The organism is Pseudomonas sp. AB39(2026) (assembly GCF_059831485.1).
Window position 1 is genome coordinate 4,189,239 of the sequence record NZ_CP195212.1, and the last position, 17,674, is coordinate 4,206,912.

Annotated in this window: 14 protein-coding genes; all 14 read left to right on the forward strand. The window is 61.2% G+C overall.

Features of this window, described 5'->3' with window-relative positions; translation table 11 throughout:
• The first annotated feature begins 4 nt into the window (after window positions 1-4).
• Window positions 5-769, forward strand: coding sequence for a polyprenyl diphosphate synthase (gene uppS / locus ACSAMW_RS19240; protein ID WP_324616856.1), 765 nt, complete (start codon window positions 5-7; stop codon window positions 767-769).
• Window positions 769-1,590 carry a phosphatidate cytidylyltransferase gene (locus ACSAMW_RS19245; protein ID WP_500591642.1) on the forward strand — a complete coding sequence of 274 codons (822 nt, stop codon included), beginning with the start codon at window positions 769-771 and terminating at the stop codon, window positions 1,588-1,590. The genes uppS and ACSAMW_RS19245 overlap by 1 nt, the downstream gene beginning before the upstream one ends.
• Entirely contained in the window at window positions 1,587-2,777 is a 1,191-nt protein-coding gene (ispC, locus tag ACSAMW_RS19250; protein WP_500594083.1) for a 1-deoxy-D-xylulose-5-phosphate reductoisomerase, read from the forward strand. Before ACSAMW_RS19245 ends, ispC begins: the two co-directional genes overlap by 4 nt.
• Window positions 2,778-2,835: 58 nt before the next feature.
• On the forward strand, window positions 2,836-4,182 hold the full coding sequence (gene rseP / locus ACSAMW_RS19255; RefSeq protein ID WP_500591643.1) for an RIP metalloprotease RseP: 1,347 nt from the start codon (window positions 2,836-2,838) through the stop codon (window positions 4,180-4,182).
• A 73-nt stretch (window positions 4,183-4,255) separates the two neighbouring features.
• On the forward strand, window positions 4,256-6,613 hold the full coding sequence (gene bamA / locus ACSAMW_RS19260; protein ID WP_500591644.1) for an outer membrane protein assembly factor BamA: 2,358 nt from the start codon (window positions 4,256-4,258) through the stop codon (window positions 6,611-6,613).
• Window positions 6,614-6,659: 46 nt separating this feature from the next.
• The gene (locus tag ACSAMW_RS19265) at window positions 6,660-7,163 is read left to right on the forward strand and encodes an OmpH/Skp family outer membrane protein (protein ID WP_500591645.1); all 504 of its coding nucleotides are present in this window, start codon (window positions 6,660-6,662) and stop codon (window positions 7,161-7,163) included.
• Window positions 7,160-8,221, forward strand: a complete 1,062-nt coding sequence (lpxD, locus tag ACSAMW_RS19270) for a UDP-3-O-(3-hydroxymyristoyl)glucosamine N-acyltransferase (RefSeq protein ID WP_500591646.1) — start codon at window positions 7,160-7,162, stop codon at window positions 8,219-8,221. The genes ACSAMW_RS19265 and lpxD overlap by 4 nt, the downstream gene beginning before the upstream one ends.
• A gap of 120 nt (window positions 8,222-8,341) precedes the next feature.
• Complete coding sequence (gene fabZ, locus ACSAMW_RS19275; RefSeq protein ID WP_168082182.1) at window positions 8,342-8,782, forward strand: 3-hydroxyacyl-ACP dehydratase FabZ; 441 nt, start codon at window positions 8,342-8,344, stop codon at window positions 8,780-8,782.
• On the forward strand, window positions 8,779-9,555 hold the full coding sequence (gene lpxA, locus ACSAMW_RS19280; protein ID WP_500591647.1) for an acyl-ACP--UDP-N-acetylglucosamine O-acyltransferase: 777 nt from the start codon (window positions 8,779-8,781) through the stop codon (window positions 9,553-9,555). The genes fabZ and lpxA overlap by 4 nt, the downstream gene beginning before the upstream one ends.
• Complete coding sequence (gene lpxB, locus ACSAMW_RS19285) at window positions 9,555-10,685, forward strand: lipid-A-disaccharide synthase (RefSeq protein ID WP_500591648.1); 1,131 nt, start codon at window positions 9,555-9,557, stop codon at window positions 10,683-10,685. The genes lpxA and lpxB overlap by 1 nt, the downstream gene beginning before the upstream one ends.
• A 13-nt stretch (window positions 10,686-10,698) precedes the next feature.
• Window positions 10,699-11,334 carry a ribonuclease HII gene (gene rnhB / locus ACSAMW_RS19290; protein ID WP_500591649.1) on the forward strand — a complete coding sequence of 212 codons (636 nt, stop codon included), beginning with the start codon at window positions 10,699-10,701 and terminating at the stop codon, window positions 11,332-11,334.
• Window positions 11,335-11,412: 78 nt separating this feature from the next.
• On the forward strand, window positions 11,413-14,934 hold the full coding sequence (gene dnaE, locus ACSAMW_RS19295; protein WP_500591650.1) for a DNA polymerase III subunit alpha: 3,522 nt from the start codon (window positions 11,413-11,415) through the stop codon (window positions 14,932-14,934).
• A 152-nt stretch (window positions 14,935-15,086) separates the two neighbouring features.
• Window positions 15,087-16,034 (forward strand): acetyl-CoA carboxylase carboxyltransferase subunit alpha, encoded by a 948-nt coding sequence (locus ACSAMW_RS19300; protein ID WP_168082172.1) that lies wholly within the window; start codon window positions 15,087-15,089, stop codon window positions 16,032-16,034.
• A gap of 51 nt (window positions 16,035-16,085) precedes the next feature.
• Window positions 16,086-17,405: a tRNA lysidine(34) synthetase TilS gene (gene tilS / locus ACSAMW_RS19305; protein WP_500591651.1), complete on the forward strand. Its 1,320-nt coding sequence runs from the start codon at window positions 16,086-16,088 to the stop codon at window positions 17,403-17,405.
• The last annotated feature ends 269 nt before the right edge of the window (window positions 17,406-17,674 follow it).

Sequence of the window (17,674 nt, forward strand, 5' to 3'; positions counted from 1 at the left end):
CGTTGTGCGCAAGGAAAAGACCAAACAGCCGGCACTGCCAGCCACCGTGCCTCGACACGTGGCAATCATCATGGATGGCAACAATCGCTGGGCCAAAAAGCGCCTGCTGCCTGGTGTGGCAGGCCATAAGGCTGGCGTGGACGCTGTTCGTGCAGTGATCGAAGTCTGTGCCGAGGCCAAGGTCGAGGTACTGACGCTCTTTGCCTTCTCCAGCGAAAACTGGCAGCGGCCTGCCGAAGAAGTCGGTGCATTGATGGAGCTGTTTTTCACGATGCTTCGGCGCGAAGCGCGGCGGCTCAACGACAACGACATCAGCCTGCGCATCATTGGCGACCGCAGCCGCTTTCATCCTGATCTGCAAGCGGCCATGCGCGAAGCCGAAGCGGTGACCTCCGGGGCAGGGCGGTTCGTTCTGCAGATCGCTGCCAACTATGGTGGCCAGTGGGATATTGCCCAGGCTGCACAGCAGCTTGCGCACCAGGTTCAGGCCGGCAAGCTCAAGCCGGAAGACATCACGCCAGCGTTGCTCCAGGGCAATCTGTCTACCGGTGAACTGCCCGTGCCAGACCTGTGTATCCGCACGGGAGGCGAGCACCGTATCAGCAATTTCCTGTTGTGGCAGCTCGCCTATGCCGAGCTGTATTTCTCCGACCTGTTCTGGCCGGACTTCAAACACGAGGCCATGCGCAGCGCGCTGGCCGATTTCGCCTCCCGGCAGCGTCGCTTTGGTAAAACCAGCGAGCAGGTGGAGGCTGGAGCCCGTGCCTGATGCTTAAACAACGCATACTCACCGCGCTGGTGTTACTGCCCCTGGCCCTTTGCGGGTTCTTTCTGCTCAATGGCGGGGCCTTTGCCCTGTTCATTGGTGCGGTAGTCACACTGGGCGCCTGGGAGTGGGCGCGCCTGGCCGGGTTCGAAGCCCAGGGGCTACGGGTCGGTTTCGCAGCCGTGGTGGCGATCCTGCTGGCCGTGCTGTACAGCTTGCCAGGCCTGGCACCGTGGCTGCTGGGGCTGGCTGTCATCTGGTGGGGGCTGTCCACCTGGCTGGTGATGACGTACCCAGCGTCTGCCCGCTACTGGACCACAAAAGGCGCCAAGGTCGTGATCGGGCTGCTGGTGCTGCTACCGGCCTGGGAAGGGTTGCTGCTGCTCAAGCAATCCGCTTCCGGCATGGGAAACCTGCTCATCGTGGCGGTCATGGTGCTGGTATGGGTGGCTGACATCGGCGCCTATTTCTCTGGCCGTGCCTTTGGCAAGCGCAAGCTTGCACCGGCTGTCAGCCCTGGAAAGAGCTGGGCGGGGCTGTATGGTGGCTTGGGCATTGCCTTGCTGGTGACGCTGGTCACCGGTTGGGTACGTGGCTGGGCGGCCAATCAAGTGCTTGTCGCGTTGCTCATTACAGCGGTGGTGGTGCTCGTTTCAGTGGTGGGTGACCTGACGGAGAGCATGTTCAAGCGCCAGGCCGGCATCAAGGACAGCAGCCAGTTGCTGCCGGGTCACGGAGGCGTGCTGGACCGTATCGACAGCCTGACTGCAGCGATTCCGGTATTTGCGGTGCTGCTGTGGATGACGGGGTGGGGGCTGCTGTGAAGGCACTGCAACGTATTACCGTACTAGGCGCTACCGGTTCGATCGGGCAAAGCACGCTGGATGTGATTGCTCAGCATCCGGAGCGGTACGAAGTCTTTGCTCTCACGGGCCACGCTCGGCTCGACGAGCTGTTTGCGCTGTGCCAGCAGCATCGGCCTAAGTGCGCTGTCGTGGCTACAGCGGCCGATGCCGCCCTGTTCAGCCAGCGACTGCGTAAAGCAGGGCTGGCGACAGAGGTGCTGCATGGCGAGCAGGGGCTGAGCGAAGTGGCCAGCGCTTCGGAGGTCGATGCCGTGATGGCGGCGATCGTGGGCGCAGCCGGGCTCAAGCCCACGTTGGCGGCAGTGCGGGCTGGCAAGAAAGTGCTGCTGGCCAACAAGGAGGCACTGGTGATGTCCGGTGGGCTGTTCATGCAGGCCGTGCGGGACAGCAAGGCGGTATTGCTCCCCATCGACAGCGAGCACAATGCCATCTTCCAGTGCCTGCCTGGCAACTATGCACAAGGGTTGTCCCAGGTAGGCGTACGCCGAATTCTGCTCACGGCTTCGGGTGGCCCGTTCCGTGAAACGCCCTTGGCAAACCTGGAAGCGGTAACGCCCGAACAGGCGTGTGCGCACCCTAATTGGTCCATGGGCCGCAAGATTTCAGTGGACTCGGCCACCATGGCGAACAAGGGGCTTGAGCTTATCGAAGCGTGCTGGCTGTTCGACGCGCATCCGTCCCAGGTCGAGGTGGTCATTCATCCCCAGAGTGTGATTCATTCGCTGGTGGACTACGTGGATGGTTCGGTGCTCGCCCAGCTGGGTAACCCGGACATGCGAACGCCGATTGCCAACGCGCTGTCCTGGCCGGAGCGAATAGCTTCCGGGGTAGCCCCATTGGACCTGTTCGCTATCGCACGTCTGGATTTTCACGCCCCGGACGAACACCGGTTCCCCTGTTTGCGCCTGGCCAGGCAGGCCGCGGAGGCGGGCGGGAGCGCGCCTGCTATGTTGAACGCCGCCAACGAAGTAGCGGTTGCTGCCTTTCTCGACCGGCGCATCCGCTACACCGAAATCGCGCGTATCATTGACGCTGTTCTGAGCCAGGAGCCAGGCGGTAGCCTTGAAAACCTGGATGCCGTATTTGAAGCCGATGCCATTGCTCGGCGTACTGCCGTGCAGTGGTTGACTCGGCAGGGCCGATGAGTTCCGATTGGTGCGCCCCGGGGTTGCATGAAGGCACCCGGGTGCTGCGGAGATACCTATGAGCGCGCTCTATATGCTGGTCGGCACCCTTGTTGCGTTGGGTGTGCTGGTGACCTTTCACGAATTTGGCCACTTCTGGGTCGCCCGCCGCTGTGGGGTGAAGGTACTGCGGTTTTCGGTAGGGTTCGGTACGCCACTGGTACGCTGGTCAGACAAACAGGGTACAGAATATGTAGTAGCGGCCATTCCTCTGGGCGGCTACGTGAAAATGCTCGATGAGCGTGAGGCCGAGGTTCCTGCTGAGCAGTTGAACGAAGCGTTCAACCGCAAGCCGGTTCGCCAGCGTATCGCCATCGTTGCAGCCGGTCCCATTGCCAACTTCCTGCTGGCCATCGTGTTCTTCTGGTTCATTGCCATGCTGGGCAGCGAACAGGTGCGCCCTGTGATCGGCGCCGTCGAAAGCGGCAGCCTGGCAGCAAGCGCAGGCCTGCAGCCTGGGCAGGAAATAACGTCCATCGACGGCGAACCTGTAACAGGGTGGTCCGGCGTGAACATGGAGCTGGTACGGCGGTTAGGCGAAACAGGTCGGCTGCAAGTAGGTGTGGTCAGCGATGGCGCCGCCAGTATTCACGACCTGAACCTGGTGGAATGGCTCAAGGGCAGTGACGAGCCGGACCCTGTGCGTTCCCTGGGCATTCGGCCCTGGCGCCCTGTGCTGGCGCCCGTATTGGCAGAAGTCGAGCCAACGGGGCCTGCCCACGCAGCCGGGTTGAAGTCCGGAGACCGGCTGGTCTCCCTCGACAACGTGGCCTTGGCGGACTGGCAGCAGGTGGTGGATGCCGTACGTCAACGCCCCGGCCAGCAGGTGCTGCTGCACGTTGAACGAGAAGGGCAGGGCCTTGATGTGCCAGTGACCCTGGCCAGGAAAGGGGACGGTGAAGCAACGACCGGTTACCTGGGGGCGGGAGTAGCGGCAGGGGCCTGGCCACCGGAAATGCTGCGTGAAGTACGGTTCGGCCCGCTGGACGGCTTTATCGAAGGCGCCCGCCGTACCTGGGAGATGAGCGTTCTGACCCTTGATTCGCTGAAGAAAATGCTCTTTGGCGAGCTCTCGGTAAAAAACTTGAGTGGACCGATAACCATTGCTAAAGTGGCGGGCGCTTCGGCCCAGTCGGGCCTTGGGGATTTCCTGAATTTCCTGGCTTATCTGAGTATCAGCCTGGGGGTTCTCAATCTGCTGCCCATTCCTGTCCTGGATGGGGGGCATCTGCTGTTCTACCTGATCGAATGGGTCAGGGGTCGCCCGGTTTCGGACCGGGTACAGGGCTGGGGGGTTCAGATCGGTATCAGCCTGGTGGTGGGCGTCATGCTCCTCGCGTTGATAAACGATCTGGGTCGGTTGTAATGAGTCGTACAATTGCGAACCTGCCGCCTATGCGGCAGTTTGTTTATTGCCAGTTGGAATAAGAAAGGACTTCATGAAACGTCTGCTGCTTACTGCGGTGCTGTCCGCACTGATGGTCACCGAAGTTCACGCCGAGTCCTTCACCATCTCCGATATCCGAGTCAATGGCCTGCAGCGCGTCTCTGCCGGCAGCGTCTTCGGCGCCTTGCCCCTGAACGTGGGCGAGCAGGCCGACGACAGCAAGCTGGTGGATTCCACGCGCGCGCTGTTCAAGACCGGTTTCTTCCAGGACATTCAACTGGGCCGTGATGGTAACGTCCTGGTGATCAACGTGGTGGAACGGCCATCGGTTGCCAGCATCGAGATCGAGGGCAACAAGGCCATTTCGACCGAAGACCTGCTCAAGGGCCTGAAACAGTCCGGCCTGGCCGAAGGCGAAATCTTCCAACGCGCTACCCTTGAAGGCGTGCGTAACGAGCTCCAGCGCCAGTACGTGGCCCAGGGTCGTTATTCCGCCACGGTGGACACCGAGGTGGTCACCCAGCCACGCAACCGCGTAGGCCTGAAGATCAAGATCAACGAAGGCACGGTCGCGGCCATCCAGCACATCAACGTGGTGGGCAACACCGTGTTCCCCGAAGACGACCTGGTCGACCTCTTCGAACTGAAAACCACCAACTGGCTGTCGTTCTTCAAGAACGACGATAAGTACGCGCGCGAAAAACTGTCGGGTGACCTTGAGCGGCTACGTTCCTACTACCTGGACCGCGGCTACATCAACATGGACATCGCGTCCACCCAGGTGTCGATCACGCCGGACAAGAAACACGTCTATATCACGGTTAACGTGAACGAAGGCGAGAAGTACAAGGTTCGCGACGTCAAGCTCAGTGGTGACCTGAAGGTCCCCGAAGACCAGATCAAGGACCTGTTGCTGGTCAAGCCAGGCCAGGTGTTCTCGCGCAAGGTCATGACCTCTACCTCGGAACTGATCACTCGGCGCCTGGGCAACGAAGGCTATACCTTTGCCAACGTCAACGGCGTGCCACAGCCTCACGATGACGATCACACCGTAGACATCACGTTCGCGGTAGACCCCGGCAAGCGCGCCTACGTGAACCGTGTGAATTTCCGCGGCAACACCAAGACCGAAGACGAAGTGCTGCGCCGTGAAATGCGCCAGATGGAAGGGGGCTGGGCGTCCACCTACCTCATCGACCAGTCCAAGACGCGCCTGGAGCGTTTGGGCTACTTCAAGGAAGTGAACGTCGAAACACCGGCGGTGCCTGGCACCGACGACCAGGTGGACGTGAACTACACCGTCGAAGAGCAACCTTCCGGCTCGATCACCGCCAGCGTGGGCTTTGCCCAGAGCGCCGGCCTGATCCTGGGCGGTTCGATCAGCCAGAGCAACTTCCTGGGCTCGGGCAACAAGGTCAGCATTGGCCTTACCCGTTCCGAATATCAGAGCCGCTACAACTTCAGCTTCGTGGACCCTTACTACACGCCAGACGGCGTGAGCCTGGGCTACAACGCTTTCTACCGTAAAACCGACTACGACGACCTAGACGTCGACGTGGCCAGCTATGCAGTGGATAGCCTGGGTGCCGGCCTGAACTTCGGCTACCCCATCAGCGAAACCTCGCGCCTTACCTTCGGCCTTACCGTACAGAAGGATGAGATCAACACCGGCACCTATACCGTTGGCGAGATCTACGACTTCATCGAGCGTGAGGGCGACAGCTTCACTAACTTCAAGGCATCCGTAGGCTGGTCGGACTCCACCCTGAACCGTGGCACCCTGCCAACCCGTGGCCACTCCCAGAGCCTGACCCTGGAAACCACCACGCCGGGCAGCGACCTGTCGTTCTACAAGGTGGACTACCGAGGGCAGCTGTTCACGCCGGTGACTGAGAACTACACGCTGCGCTTCCATACCGAGCTGGGTTATGGCGACGGCTATGGTTCCACCGATGGCCTGCCGTTCTACGAGAACTACTACGCCGGCGGCTTCAACTCCGTACGCGGCTTCAAGGACAGCACCCTGGGCCCGCGCAGTACAGCGGCCCTCAATGACCCTGATCAGGATTCCCTGGCCTTCGGCGGTAACGTAATGATCACCGGTGGTGCTGAAGTGCTCTTCCCGATGCCGTTCGTGAAGGACCAAAAGTCCTTGCGCACCTCGCTGTTCTGGGACGTGGGCAATGTGTTCGATTCCAAGTGCCAGTACACCACCAAGAGTGCTCAATACCCGGTCAACACCAAGGACTGCGGTTCCATTGACTTCTCCAACATGGCGTCGTCGGTCGGCTTGGGTGTGACCTGGATCACCGCCCTTGGCCCGTTGAGCTTCAGCTTGGCAATGCCGGTGAAAAAGCCCGAAGAAGCCGAAACCCAGATCTTCCAATTCTCGTTGGGGCAGACGTTCTAAGCGTCACGCCCTGGCACCTACACAACGACTTCGCAGGAGTTCTACTGTGCGCAAGCTGACTCAACTGGTTATCGTGGCCGCGGCGCTGTTCGCAACCCCGGCCTTCGCAGAAATGAAAATTGCGGTGCTGAACTATCAAATGGCCCTGCTCGAATCGGACGCGGCCAAAAAGTACGCGGTTGATGCAGAGAAGAAGTTCGGCCCTCAGCTGACCAAACTTAAAAGCCTGGAAAGCAGCGCCAAGGACATCCAGGACCAACTGGTCAAGGGTGGGGACAAGATGCAGCAGCCTCAGCGCGAGCGCCTGGAGCTTGATTTCAAGCAAAAAGCTCGTGACTTCCAGTTCCAGTCCAAGGAGCTGAACGAAGCCAAGGCCTCGGCTGACCGTGACATGCTTAAGGTGCTCAAGCCCAAGCTGGATCAGGCGGTAGAAAGCGTGATCAAGTCTGGTGGTTTTGATTTGGTGCTTGAGCGTGGCGCAGTCATTGATGTCAAGCCTCAGTACGACATCACTCGCCAAGTCATCGAGCGCATGAACCAGACGAAGTGATGATGACGCCTAGCCTTACCCTCGGCGAGATCGCCGATACCCTGGGGGCCGACGTCGTCGGCGCCCGGGGGCAACTGATCGATGGGCTGGCCACCTTGCAGGAGGCCGGCCCTTCTCAGCTGAGCTTTCTGGCCAACCCCCAATACCGCAAGCACCTGGCGACCACGCAGGCGGGCGCCGTGCTGCTCAAGCGTGAGGATGCCGAAAGCTTTCAGGGCAATGCCCTTGTAGTGCCGGACCCTTACCTGGCGTACGCGCGCATCTCTCACCGGTTTGACCCGAAGCCCCGAGCCCCGGCAGGTATTCACCCCAGCGCGGTAGTGGCCCCTGATGCACAGGTAGACCCTACCGCCAGCGTGGGCCCGTTCGTGGTAATCGAGAGTGGGGCGGTCATTGGCGCAGGTGTAACGCTGAGTGCCCACTGCGTCATTGGTGCCCGCAGTGTGGTGGGCGAGGGTGGCTGGCTGGCGCCTCGTGTAACGCTTTATCACGATGTGCGCATCGGCAAGCGGGTGGTTATACAGTCGGGTGCTGTCATTGGCGGCGAAGGGTTCGGGTTCGCCAACGAGAAAGGCGTATGGCAGAAAATCGCCCAGGTCGGTGGCGTCACCCTGGGGGATGATGTGGAAATCGGTGTAAATACCGCCGTGGACCGCGGCGCCCTGGCCGACACCCTGATTGGCAATGGCGTGAAACTGGATAACCAGATCCAGATCGCCCATAACGTACAGGTGGGTGACCACACGGCCATGGCCGCCTGTGTAGGCATTTCAGGAAGCAGCAAGATCGGCAAGCATTGCATGCTGGCAGGCGGGGTTGGCCTGGTTGGCCACATAGAGCTGTGCGACAACGTCTTCGTAACAGGTATGACCATGGTCACGCGGTCCATCACCGAACCAGGGGCCTATTCCTCCGGTACGGCCATGCAACCGGCTGCCGAATGGCGCAAAAGCGCAGCGCGTATCCGTCAGCTGGACGACATGTACCGTCGCCTTGCTCAGGCAGAAAAGCGAATCGAGGCGGTGACCCAGGCCAGTGACGGATCATCAGATGGCTGATTGCTTTTCAATGTCAGTTGCGCATCACCGCTAGACCGCGCTGCTGAAGCAAAGGAGTGCCGCACCTGGCAACCCGCGGGCTTGGGCGCTCTCCCTCTTTTATACAGGCTTTCCCCCGATATGATGGACATCAACGAGATTCGCGAATACCTGCCGCATCGCTACCCCTTCCTGCTGGTGGATCGGGTAGTTGAACTGGATGTAGAAAGCCAGCGCATTCGCGCCTACAAGAATGTCAGCATCAATGAGCCTTTCTTCAACGGTCATTTTCCCGCGCACCCAATCATGCCCGGTGTACTGATCATCGAGGCCATGGCTCAGGCTGCGGGTATTCTCGGGTTCAAGATGCTGGATGTGAAACCGGCTGATGGCACCCTGTATTACTTCGTAGGTTCGGACAAGCTGCGCTTCCGCCAGCCAGTTACACCGGGGGACCAGCTGATTCTTGAAGCGCGCTTCATCAGTTGCAAACGGCAGATCTGGAAGTTCGATTGCAGCGCCTCCGTAGACGGCAAGCCGGTATGTTCGGCCGAAATCATCTGTGCGGAACGCAAACTATGAGCTTGATCGACCCTCGTGCAATCATCGACCCTTCAGCCGTACTGGCTGAAGGCGTCGAGGTGGGCCCGTGGTCGATCGTCGGCGCAGGGGTTGAAATCGGCGAAGGGACGGTCATCGGCCCTCACGTAGTGCTGCGTGGGCCCACGCGTATTGGTCGCCACAACCGCATCTACCAGTTCTCATCCATCGGTGAGGACACGCCAGACCGGAAGTACAAGGGTGAGGCGACCCGTCTGGTCATTGGCGACCATAACGTTATACGGGAAGGCGTGACCATTCATCGCGGAACGGTACAGGACCGGTTTGAAACGACCTTGGGCGATCATAACCTGATCATGGCCTATGCTCACATCGGGCACGACAGCGTGATCGGCAACCACTGCATCCTGGTCAACAATGTGGCGCTGGCCGGGCATGTGCATGTGGGTGACTGGGCCATACTCTCTGGCTATACCCTGGTGCATCAGTACTGCCATATCGGCCCTCACAGCTTCTCAGGCATGGGCACCGCCATCGGCAAGGATGTACCTGCCTTCGTCACGGTATCTGGCAACCCGGCCGAGGCACGCAGCATGAATTTCGAAGGCATGCGCCGGCGCAACTTCAGTGACACCACCATTCACCAGTTACGCAATGCCTATAAAGTCGTGTACCGCCAGGGGCTAACCATTGAGCAGGCGCTGGCCTTGCTGGAAGAACCCAGCAAGGCCTGTCCCGAAGTGGCCCTGTTCGCGGCGTCCATTCGCGAAGCCACGCGCGGTATCACCCGCTGATGCCAGCGCCCTTATGCGTGGCATTGGTAGCAGGTGAGGCAAGCGGCGACATTCTTGGCGCTGGCTTGATGCGCGCTTTGAAAGCCCGGCACCCCGATGTGCGCTTTATTGGAGTGGGTGGGCCATTGATGGAGGCCCAGGGGCTTGCGTCCTATTTCCCTATGGAACGCCTGGCGGTCATGGGGTTGGTGGAAGTGCTGGGCCGCCTGCGTGAACTGCTGGCACGGCGCAAGCTGTTGATCCAGACCTTGCTGGACGCGCGCCCGGACGTCTTCATCGGTATCGATGCACCGGACTTCACCCTTGCCATTGAGGCACGTCTGCACCAGGAGGGCATCAAGGCCGTGCATTACGTCAGCCCGTCCGTGTGGGCGTGGCGGCAGAAGCGTGTGCTGAAGATCCGCCAAGGCTGCGACCTCATGCTGACGCTGTTCCCCTTCGAGGCCAGGTTCTATGAAGAGCAGGGCATGCCTGTGAAGTTCGTGGGCCATTCGCTGGCAGACCAGATTCCCTTGCAGGCAGACCGTAGCCAGGCTAGGCAGGCCATCGGCTTGCCCCTTGAAGGGCCGGTGGTAGCACTGATGCCAGGTAGCCGCGGGGGCGAGGTGCGCCGGTTGGGCGCCCTGTTCTTTGAAACTGCCGAGCGCCTGCTGGCAGCCCGGCCGGGCCTGCGCTTTGTGCTGCCTTGCGCCAGCCCACAGCGCCGTGTGCAGCTTGAGGAGGCACTGGGTGACCGGTCCTTGCCTATCACCTGGCTGGACGGGCAGTCCCACGCGGCGCTTGCGGCCTGTGACGCGGTATTGATCGCCTCCGGCACTGCCACACTTGAAGCGCTGCTGTACAAGCGCCCAATGGTGGTGGCCTACCGCTTGGCACCCCTCACCTGGTGGATACTCAAGCGCATGGTCACCAGCCCCTATGTGTCCTTGCCGAACCTGCTGGCCCAGCGCGCCCTGGTGCCTGAAGTACTGCAGGACGCCGCCACCCCCCAGGCATTGGCCGAGGCCCTGCTACCCTTGCTGGACCAGCCTCAGGTACAGACAGCGGCATTCGACGCCATTCATCGCACGCTTCGTCAGGATGCTTCCAACCAGGCAGCCGAAGCGGTGCTGCAACTGCTGGCACGCTGACCAGGAACACCACATGAAACCGACACAATTACAGATGGGCCTGGATTACACCCTGGTCGAAGAACTGGTCTGCGGTGTAGACGAAGTAGGCCGTGGCCCCCTATGCGGGGCTGTGGTCACGGCAGCGGTCATTCTGGACCCTGCTCGCCCTATCCACGGCTTGAACGACTCCAAGAAGCTCACCGAGGCCCGGCGCGAAGCGCTGTACGAGGAAATCATCGAAAAGGCGCTCAGTTGGCACATCGCCCGGGCCGAGGTCGACGAAATAGACCGGCTGAACATCCTGCATGCCACCATGCTGGCGATGCAACGAGCAGTGACCGGCCTGCATATCACGCCACGCATGGCGTTGATCGATGGCAACCGGTGCCCTGCGCTGGCCGTACCCAGTGCGCCAGTGATTCAGGGCGACGCCAAAGTGCCTGCCATCGCAGCGGCGTCCATTCTTGCCAAGGTCAGCCGAGACCGTGAAATGACAGCCTTCGAGCTGATCTATCCCGGTTACGGTTTGGGCGGGCACAAAGGCTATGCCACGGCCGTCCATCTGGAAGCCCTGGCCCGGCTGGGGCCGACACCTATTCATCGGCGCTCGTTTGCGCCCGTGCGTGCGGCCTTCGAAGCCCGCGACGCAGGCTTTGCCCAAGCCTGACGCCTGAACGGCGGCTGCAATCGCGCGCCGCCGCCGGTACACTGCCCCGCTATCGTTTTCTAAGCCAACGGAACGTCCATGTCGGTTTCTTTCGTACATCTTCGCCTGCACACCGAATACTCCCTGGTAGACGGGCTGGTACGGATCAAGCCGCTGGTCAAATCCCTGGCGGCCATGAACATGCCGGCGGTCGCGGTCACTGACCACAGCAACATGTGTGCGCTGGTGAAGTTCTACAAAGCCGCCATGGGTGCGGGCATCAAGCCCATCTGCGGCACCGACCTTTGGCTGGCCGGTGCCGGGGCGGACTCCCCACTAAGCCGTATCTCCCTGCTGGCGATGAATGCCCAGGGCTACCGGAACATCACTGAGCTGATCTCCCGTGGCTACATTGAAGGCCAGCGCAACGGCCTTATCATCATTGAACGCGAGTGGGTGGCTCAGGCCAGCGAGGGTGTTATCGCCCTGTCCTGCGCCAGGGAAGGGGAAATCGGCCAGGCCTTGCTGGGCAACGATCCGGCTCAGGCTGAAACATTGCTTCGCCACTGGATGGGCGTGTTTCCAGACCGTTTTTATGTGGAAGTGCAGCGCACCAACCGGGCTGGCGATGAAGACTACCTGCATGCCGCCGTTGCCCTGGCTGATCGGGTGGGTGCCCCGCTGGTGGCCACCAACGACGTACGCTTCATCAAGGCCGAAGACTTCGACGCTCACGAAACACGCGTGTGCATTGGCGAAGGCCGTGCCCTGGACGATCCCCGCCGGTCGCGTAACTACAGTGACCAACAGTACCTCAAAAGCCCGGAGGAAATGGCCGAGCTGTTCAGCGACCTGCCCGACGCCCTGCAAAACACGGTGGAGATCGCCAAGCGCTGCAACATCGAGGTGAAACTGGGCACGCACTTCCTGCCGGACTACCCCATTCCCGATGGCATGACCATCGATGAGTATTTCCGCAAAGTGTCTTTCGATGGCCTGGAAGAACGCCTCAGTGTGCTACTGCCCAAGGACACGACCGAGGACTACGACGCCAAGCGCCAGGTGTATGTGGACCGGCTCAATTTTGAGCTGGATATCATCATCCAGATGGGGTTCCCCGGTTACTTCCTGATCGTGATGGATTTCATCCAGTGGGCCAAGAACAACGGCGTGCCGGTAGGCCCTGGCCGAGGGTCAGGTGCGGGCTCCCTGGTGGCCTACGTGCAGAAGATCACCGACCTGGACCCGCTCGAATATGACCTGCTGTTCGAACGTTTCCTGAACCCGGAACGGGTGTCCATGCCCGACTTCGACGTGGACTTCTGCATGGACGGCCGCGACCGCGTGATCGACTATGTGGCCGACAAATACGGCCGCAATGCGGTCAGCCAGATCATTACCTTCGGTTCCATGGCCGCCAAGGCTGTGGTGCGGGACGTGGCGCGGGTACAGGGCAAAAGCTACGGGCTGGCCGACCGCCTGTCCAAGATGATCCCGTTCGAAGTTGGCATGACCTTGCAAAAGGCCTTCGAGCAGGAAGAAATGCTTCGGGACTTCCTGGCGACCGACGAGGAGGCCGCCGAAATCTGGGCCATGGCCCTCAAGCTTGAAGGCATTACCCGTAACGTGGGCAAGCACGCCGGTGGCGTGGTAATCGCGCCGACCAAGCTGACGGATTTCTCGCCCATCTACTGCGACGAAGCCGGCGATGGCCTGGTAACCCAGTTCGACAAGGACGATGTGGAAGCCGCCGGCCTGGTGAAGTTCGACTTCCTGGGGCTGCGAACCCTGACCATCATCGACTGGGCGCTGCGCACCATCAACCGCGACCGCGCCAAGGTGAACGAGCCGCCGCTGGACATCGCGTTCATTCCGCTGGACGACAAGCCGACCTACAGCCTGCTGCAGAAGGCCGAAACCACGGCTGTGTTCCAGCTTGAATCGCGTGGCATGAAAGAGCTGATCAAAAAGCTTAAGCCAGACTGCCTGGAAGACCTGATCGCTTTGGTGGCACTGTTCCGCCCAGGCCCACTGCAGTCGGGCATGGTGGACGACTTCATCAACCGCAAGCACGGCCGCGCCGAACTGGCGTACCCGCACCCGGACTACCAGTACGAAGGGCTCAAGCCGGTGTTGGCCCCCACCTACGGCATTATCCTGTACCAGGAACAGGTGATGCAGATCGCCCAGGTGATGGCGGGGTACACGCTCGGTGGGGCCGACATGCTGCGCCGGGCCATGGGTAAGAAAAAACCCGAAGAAATGGCCAAGCAGCGCGGCGGTTTCATCGAAGGCTGTGCCAACAACAACATTGATGCAGACCTGGCCGGCAACATCTTCGACCTGGTGGAAAAGTTTGCCGGCTATGGCTTCAACAAGTCCCACTCGGCGGCCTACGGCCTTGTGTCGTACCAGACCGCCTGGCTCAAGACCCACTACCCCGCGCCCTTCATGGCGGCAGTGCTGTCAGCAGATATGCACAACACGGACAAGGTGGTCACGCTGATCGAGGAAGTGCGCAGCATGAAGCTGCGCCTGGACGCCCCGGACGTGAACACCTCGGACTTCAAGTTCACCGTGAATGATGACGGCCGCATCCTGTATGGCCTGGGCGCGATCAAGGGCGTAGGGGAGGGGCCGGTAGAAGCCATCGTGGAATCACGTGCCGGTGGGCCGTTCAAGGATCTGTTCGACTTCTGTGCACGGGTAGACCTCAAGCGCATCAACAAGCGCACGCTGGACGCCCTGGTTCGTAGCGGCGCTCTGGATCGCCTCGGGCCGCACTTCCATGACGAGCCCAAAGCCTACCAAGCCACTATCGACCGTAACCGTGCAGTGCTGCTGGCGGCCATGGAAGAAGCTATCAAGTCGGCCGAACAAACGGCCCGTACCCAGGACAGCGGCCATGTGGACCTGTTTGGTGGCGTGTTTGCCGATACCGAGGCCGACGTGTACGCCAACTACGGGAAAGCGCGCGCCCTATCGCTCAAGGAGCGCCTGAAGGGCGAGAAGGACACCCTCGGGCTGTACCTGACCGGGCACCCGATCGATGAATATGAAACCGAAATCCGCCGCTTTGCCCGCCAGCGCATCATCGACTTGAAGCCCGCTCGGGATACACAGACCGTTGCAGGCATGGTGGTCGCGCTACGGGTCATGAAAAACAAAAAGGGCGACAAGATGGGGTTCATCACCCTGGACGACCGTTCCGGGCGCATCGAAGCCTCTTTGTTCGCCGATGCCTTCCATGGCGCACAAGCCCTGCTGCAAACCGACACGGTGGTGGTGGTTGAGGGCGAGGTGAGCAATGACGATTTTTCCGGCGGCCTGCGCCTTCGGGTAAAACGTGTGCTAAGCATGGAAGATGCTCGTACCCAGCTGGCTGAAAGCCTGCGCCTGAAAGTGGACATCAAGGCGCTGGCGGGTGACCGTATCAACTGGCTGGGCACCCTGATCAACAAGCATCGGGGTGCCTGCCCGATCACCTTGGACTACACCTCCAGCGAGGCCCGGGCGCTGCTTCAGTTTGGCGAGCAATGGCGTATCGACCCGGCGGACAGCCTTATCCAGGCCCTGCGTGACCAGTTTGGGCGGGAGAACGTCTTTTTGAATTATCGTTGAACCAGGGCGAGTGACCCTGCCTCAGCCTGCGCTCTGGCCAGATCAGCACGCGCATTATTTTTTTACATCTCGACCTCAAGGCGCCACTTCCGTATGGTATGGCGCCAAACGGATCAACCGGCCAACTGGCCGTCGACCCTAGACGGAAGCCTATGAACCCGAATTTCCTGGATTTCGAACAGCCAATCGCTGACCTGCAAGCCAAGATCGAAGAGCTGCGCCTTGTCGGCAACGACAACTCGCTCAACATCAGCGATGAGATCTCTCGCCTTCAGGAAAAGAGCAGTACGCTGACCGAGAGCATTTTCGGCAACCTGACCAGCTGGCAGATCGCTCGCCTGGCGCGCCACCCGCGCCGGCCCTACACCCTGGATTACATCCCGCAGCTCTTCACCGAATTCGAAGAATTGCATGGTGATCGTCACTTCTCCGACGACGCGGCTATCGTGGGTGGCACGGCCAGGCTCGATGGGCAGCCTGTCATGGTGATCGGCCATCAGAAGGGCCGTGAGGTTCGCGAGAAGGTACGCCGCAACTTCGGCATGCCCCGCCCTGAGGGCTATCGCAAGGCCTGCCGCCTGATGGAAATGGCCGAGCGCTTCAAGATGCCCATCCTCACCTTCATCGACACCCCAGGTGCCTACCCAGGTATCGACGCTGAAGAGCGTAACCAGAGCGAGGCCATCGCCTGGAACCTGCGCGTGATGGCCCGCTTGAAAACGCCCATCATCGCAACCGTGATTGGCGAAGGCGGGTCCGGTGGTGCGCTGGCCATCGGTGTGTGCGACCAGCTCAACATGCTGCAGTACTCTACCTATTCAGTGATCTCGCCCGAGGGCTGCGCGTCCATCCTGTGGAAAACCGCTGACAAGGCGCCCGACGCTGCCGAGGCCATGGGTATCACGGCCGAGCGGCTCAAAGGCCTGGGTATCGTGGACAAAGTGATCGATGAGCCTCTGGGTGGTGCCCACCGCGACCTGAACAAGGTCTCCCAGACCCTGCAAGCTTCGCTTATCGAGCAGTTGGACATGCTCAAGGGGATGGACAGCAAAGCGCTGCTCGATCGCCGTTACCAGCGGCTGATGAGCTACGGCCTGTAAACCATTGCCTGCCGTGCTCCTTTGGGGTACGGCTGGCCTGGTGGTGTTCCAGTGAACCTTGCTGAGCACGTACTCGCGAGCCTTCACCCCTGGCGTGATGCCCCTGGCTGGGTCGTCGCGCTGTCGGGTGGCCTGGATTCCACGGTCTTGCTGCATGTCCTTGCCACGCTTTCTCGAAAGCACGCCTTGCCCCCTATCCGGGCTATCCATGTCCACCACGGCTTGCAAGCGGTCGCGCAGGGTTGGCCTGCCCACTGCGCCAAGCTGTGCGAACCCTTAGGCATCCCTTTCCAAACCCTGGCGGTACAGGTTGCGCCTGGCGCCAGCCTGGAACAGTCCGCCCGGCAGGCGCGCTATGCGGCCTTGGGTGCCGCGCTGGGCGAACGCGAGGTGCTGTTGACCGGGCAACACCAGGACGACCAGGCAGAGACCGTGCTGTTGCGGCTGCTGCGTGGGGCAGGGGTGCGGGGCGCCGCCGCCATGCCCAGCCATCGCCCGTTGGGGCGCGGCGTGCTGTATCGCCCTCTGCTCGATGTCAGCCGAACGGTGTTGGAAGGCTACGCCAAAGGCCAAGGCTTGAGCTGGATAGACGATCCGTCCAACGAGGACCATCGCCATCAGCGCAATTACCTGCGGCATGATGTCATCCCCCGCCTAACCTCATGCTGGCCAGCGGCTTCGCAAAACCTTGCCCGTAGTGCTGGGCATTTCGCCCAAGCCCTGGACCTGCTTGAAGCCGTGGCGCTGGACGACCTTGCGCCCGCACGCGACACCCCGCCTTTTCCCTGGCTGCCGCTGCCATCGTTGGCGCTGGCGCCCTTGCGGGCCCTGAGCGAGGCCCGCCAGCGTAATGCCTTGCAAGCCTGGCTGGCGCCGTTGACGCGGCTGCCAGACACCGCCCATTGGGCTGGGTGGTCAGCGGTGCGAGATGCGGCGGGCGATGCCCAGCCGCTGTGGGCATTGGCCGATGGCACCCTGTGCCGGGCAGGCGACCGTATATGGTGGTTAGCTTGTGCATGGCAGCACGTACCGGCGGCGCCCCCCGCCTGGGAAAATATAGCGGCGCCCTTGGCGCTCCCTGGCAATGGCAGCCTGTTCTGGGACGGCCCAGCCCTTTTGGGCGACCTTCAGGTGCGCTACCGCCAGGGGGGTGAGCGCCTGGCGTTGGCGCATCGGCGCCGTGACCTCAAGCGTTTGCTCAATGAGGCGAAGGTCCCTGGTTTTGTGCGGGGCCGCCTGCCGTTGCTGTTTGCAGACGGGCACTTGGTGGCTGTAGCGAACCTGCCCGCGTTGACTTCCGTGCCGGGCCAGTTGCGCTGGCAGCCACCGACGGTTGACCGGGTGTTTGAGATGAAAGGCGCTTTCCGGTAGACTACCCTCCCTTCTTGATACAGCTTCTGCGCGTTCATGTAACCGCGGGCGCTGGCCGATTACCCGGCAGTCTTTGCCGTGCACTGTTCGAACCTGCAACACGCGTTTGTCGGCGGCTTTCAGCCGGCGAGCCCGGCTGTGGCATTCATCGAGCTGTACATGGCAAGGTCGCGGGTATCGGGGTTCACGCAGGCGGGCACAGCCCCCGCGTTGAGCTTTCCTTGCTTTCCCCGGCGGCTCCAACCGCTTTAACGCAGACTTCTAGGGTT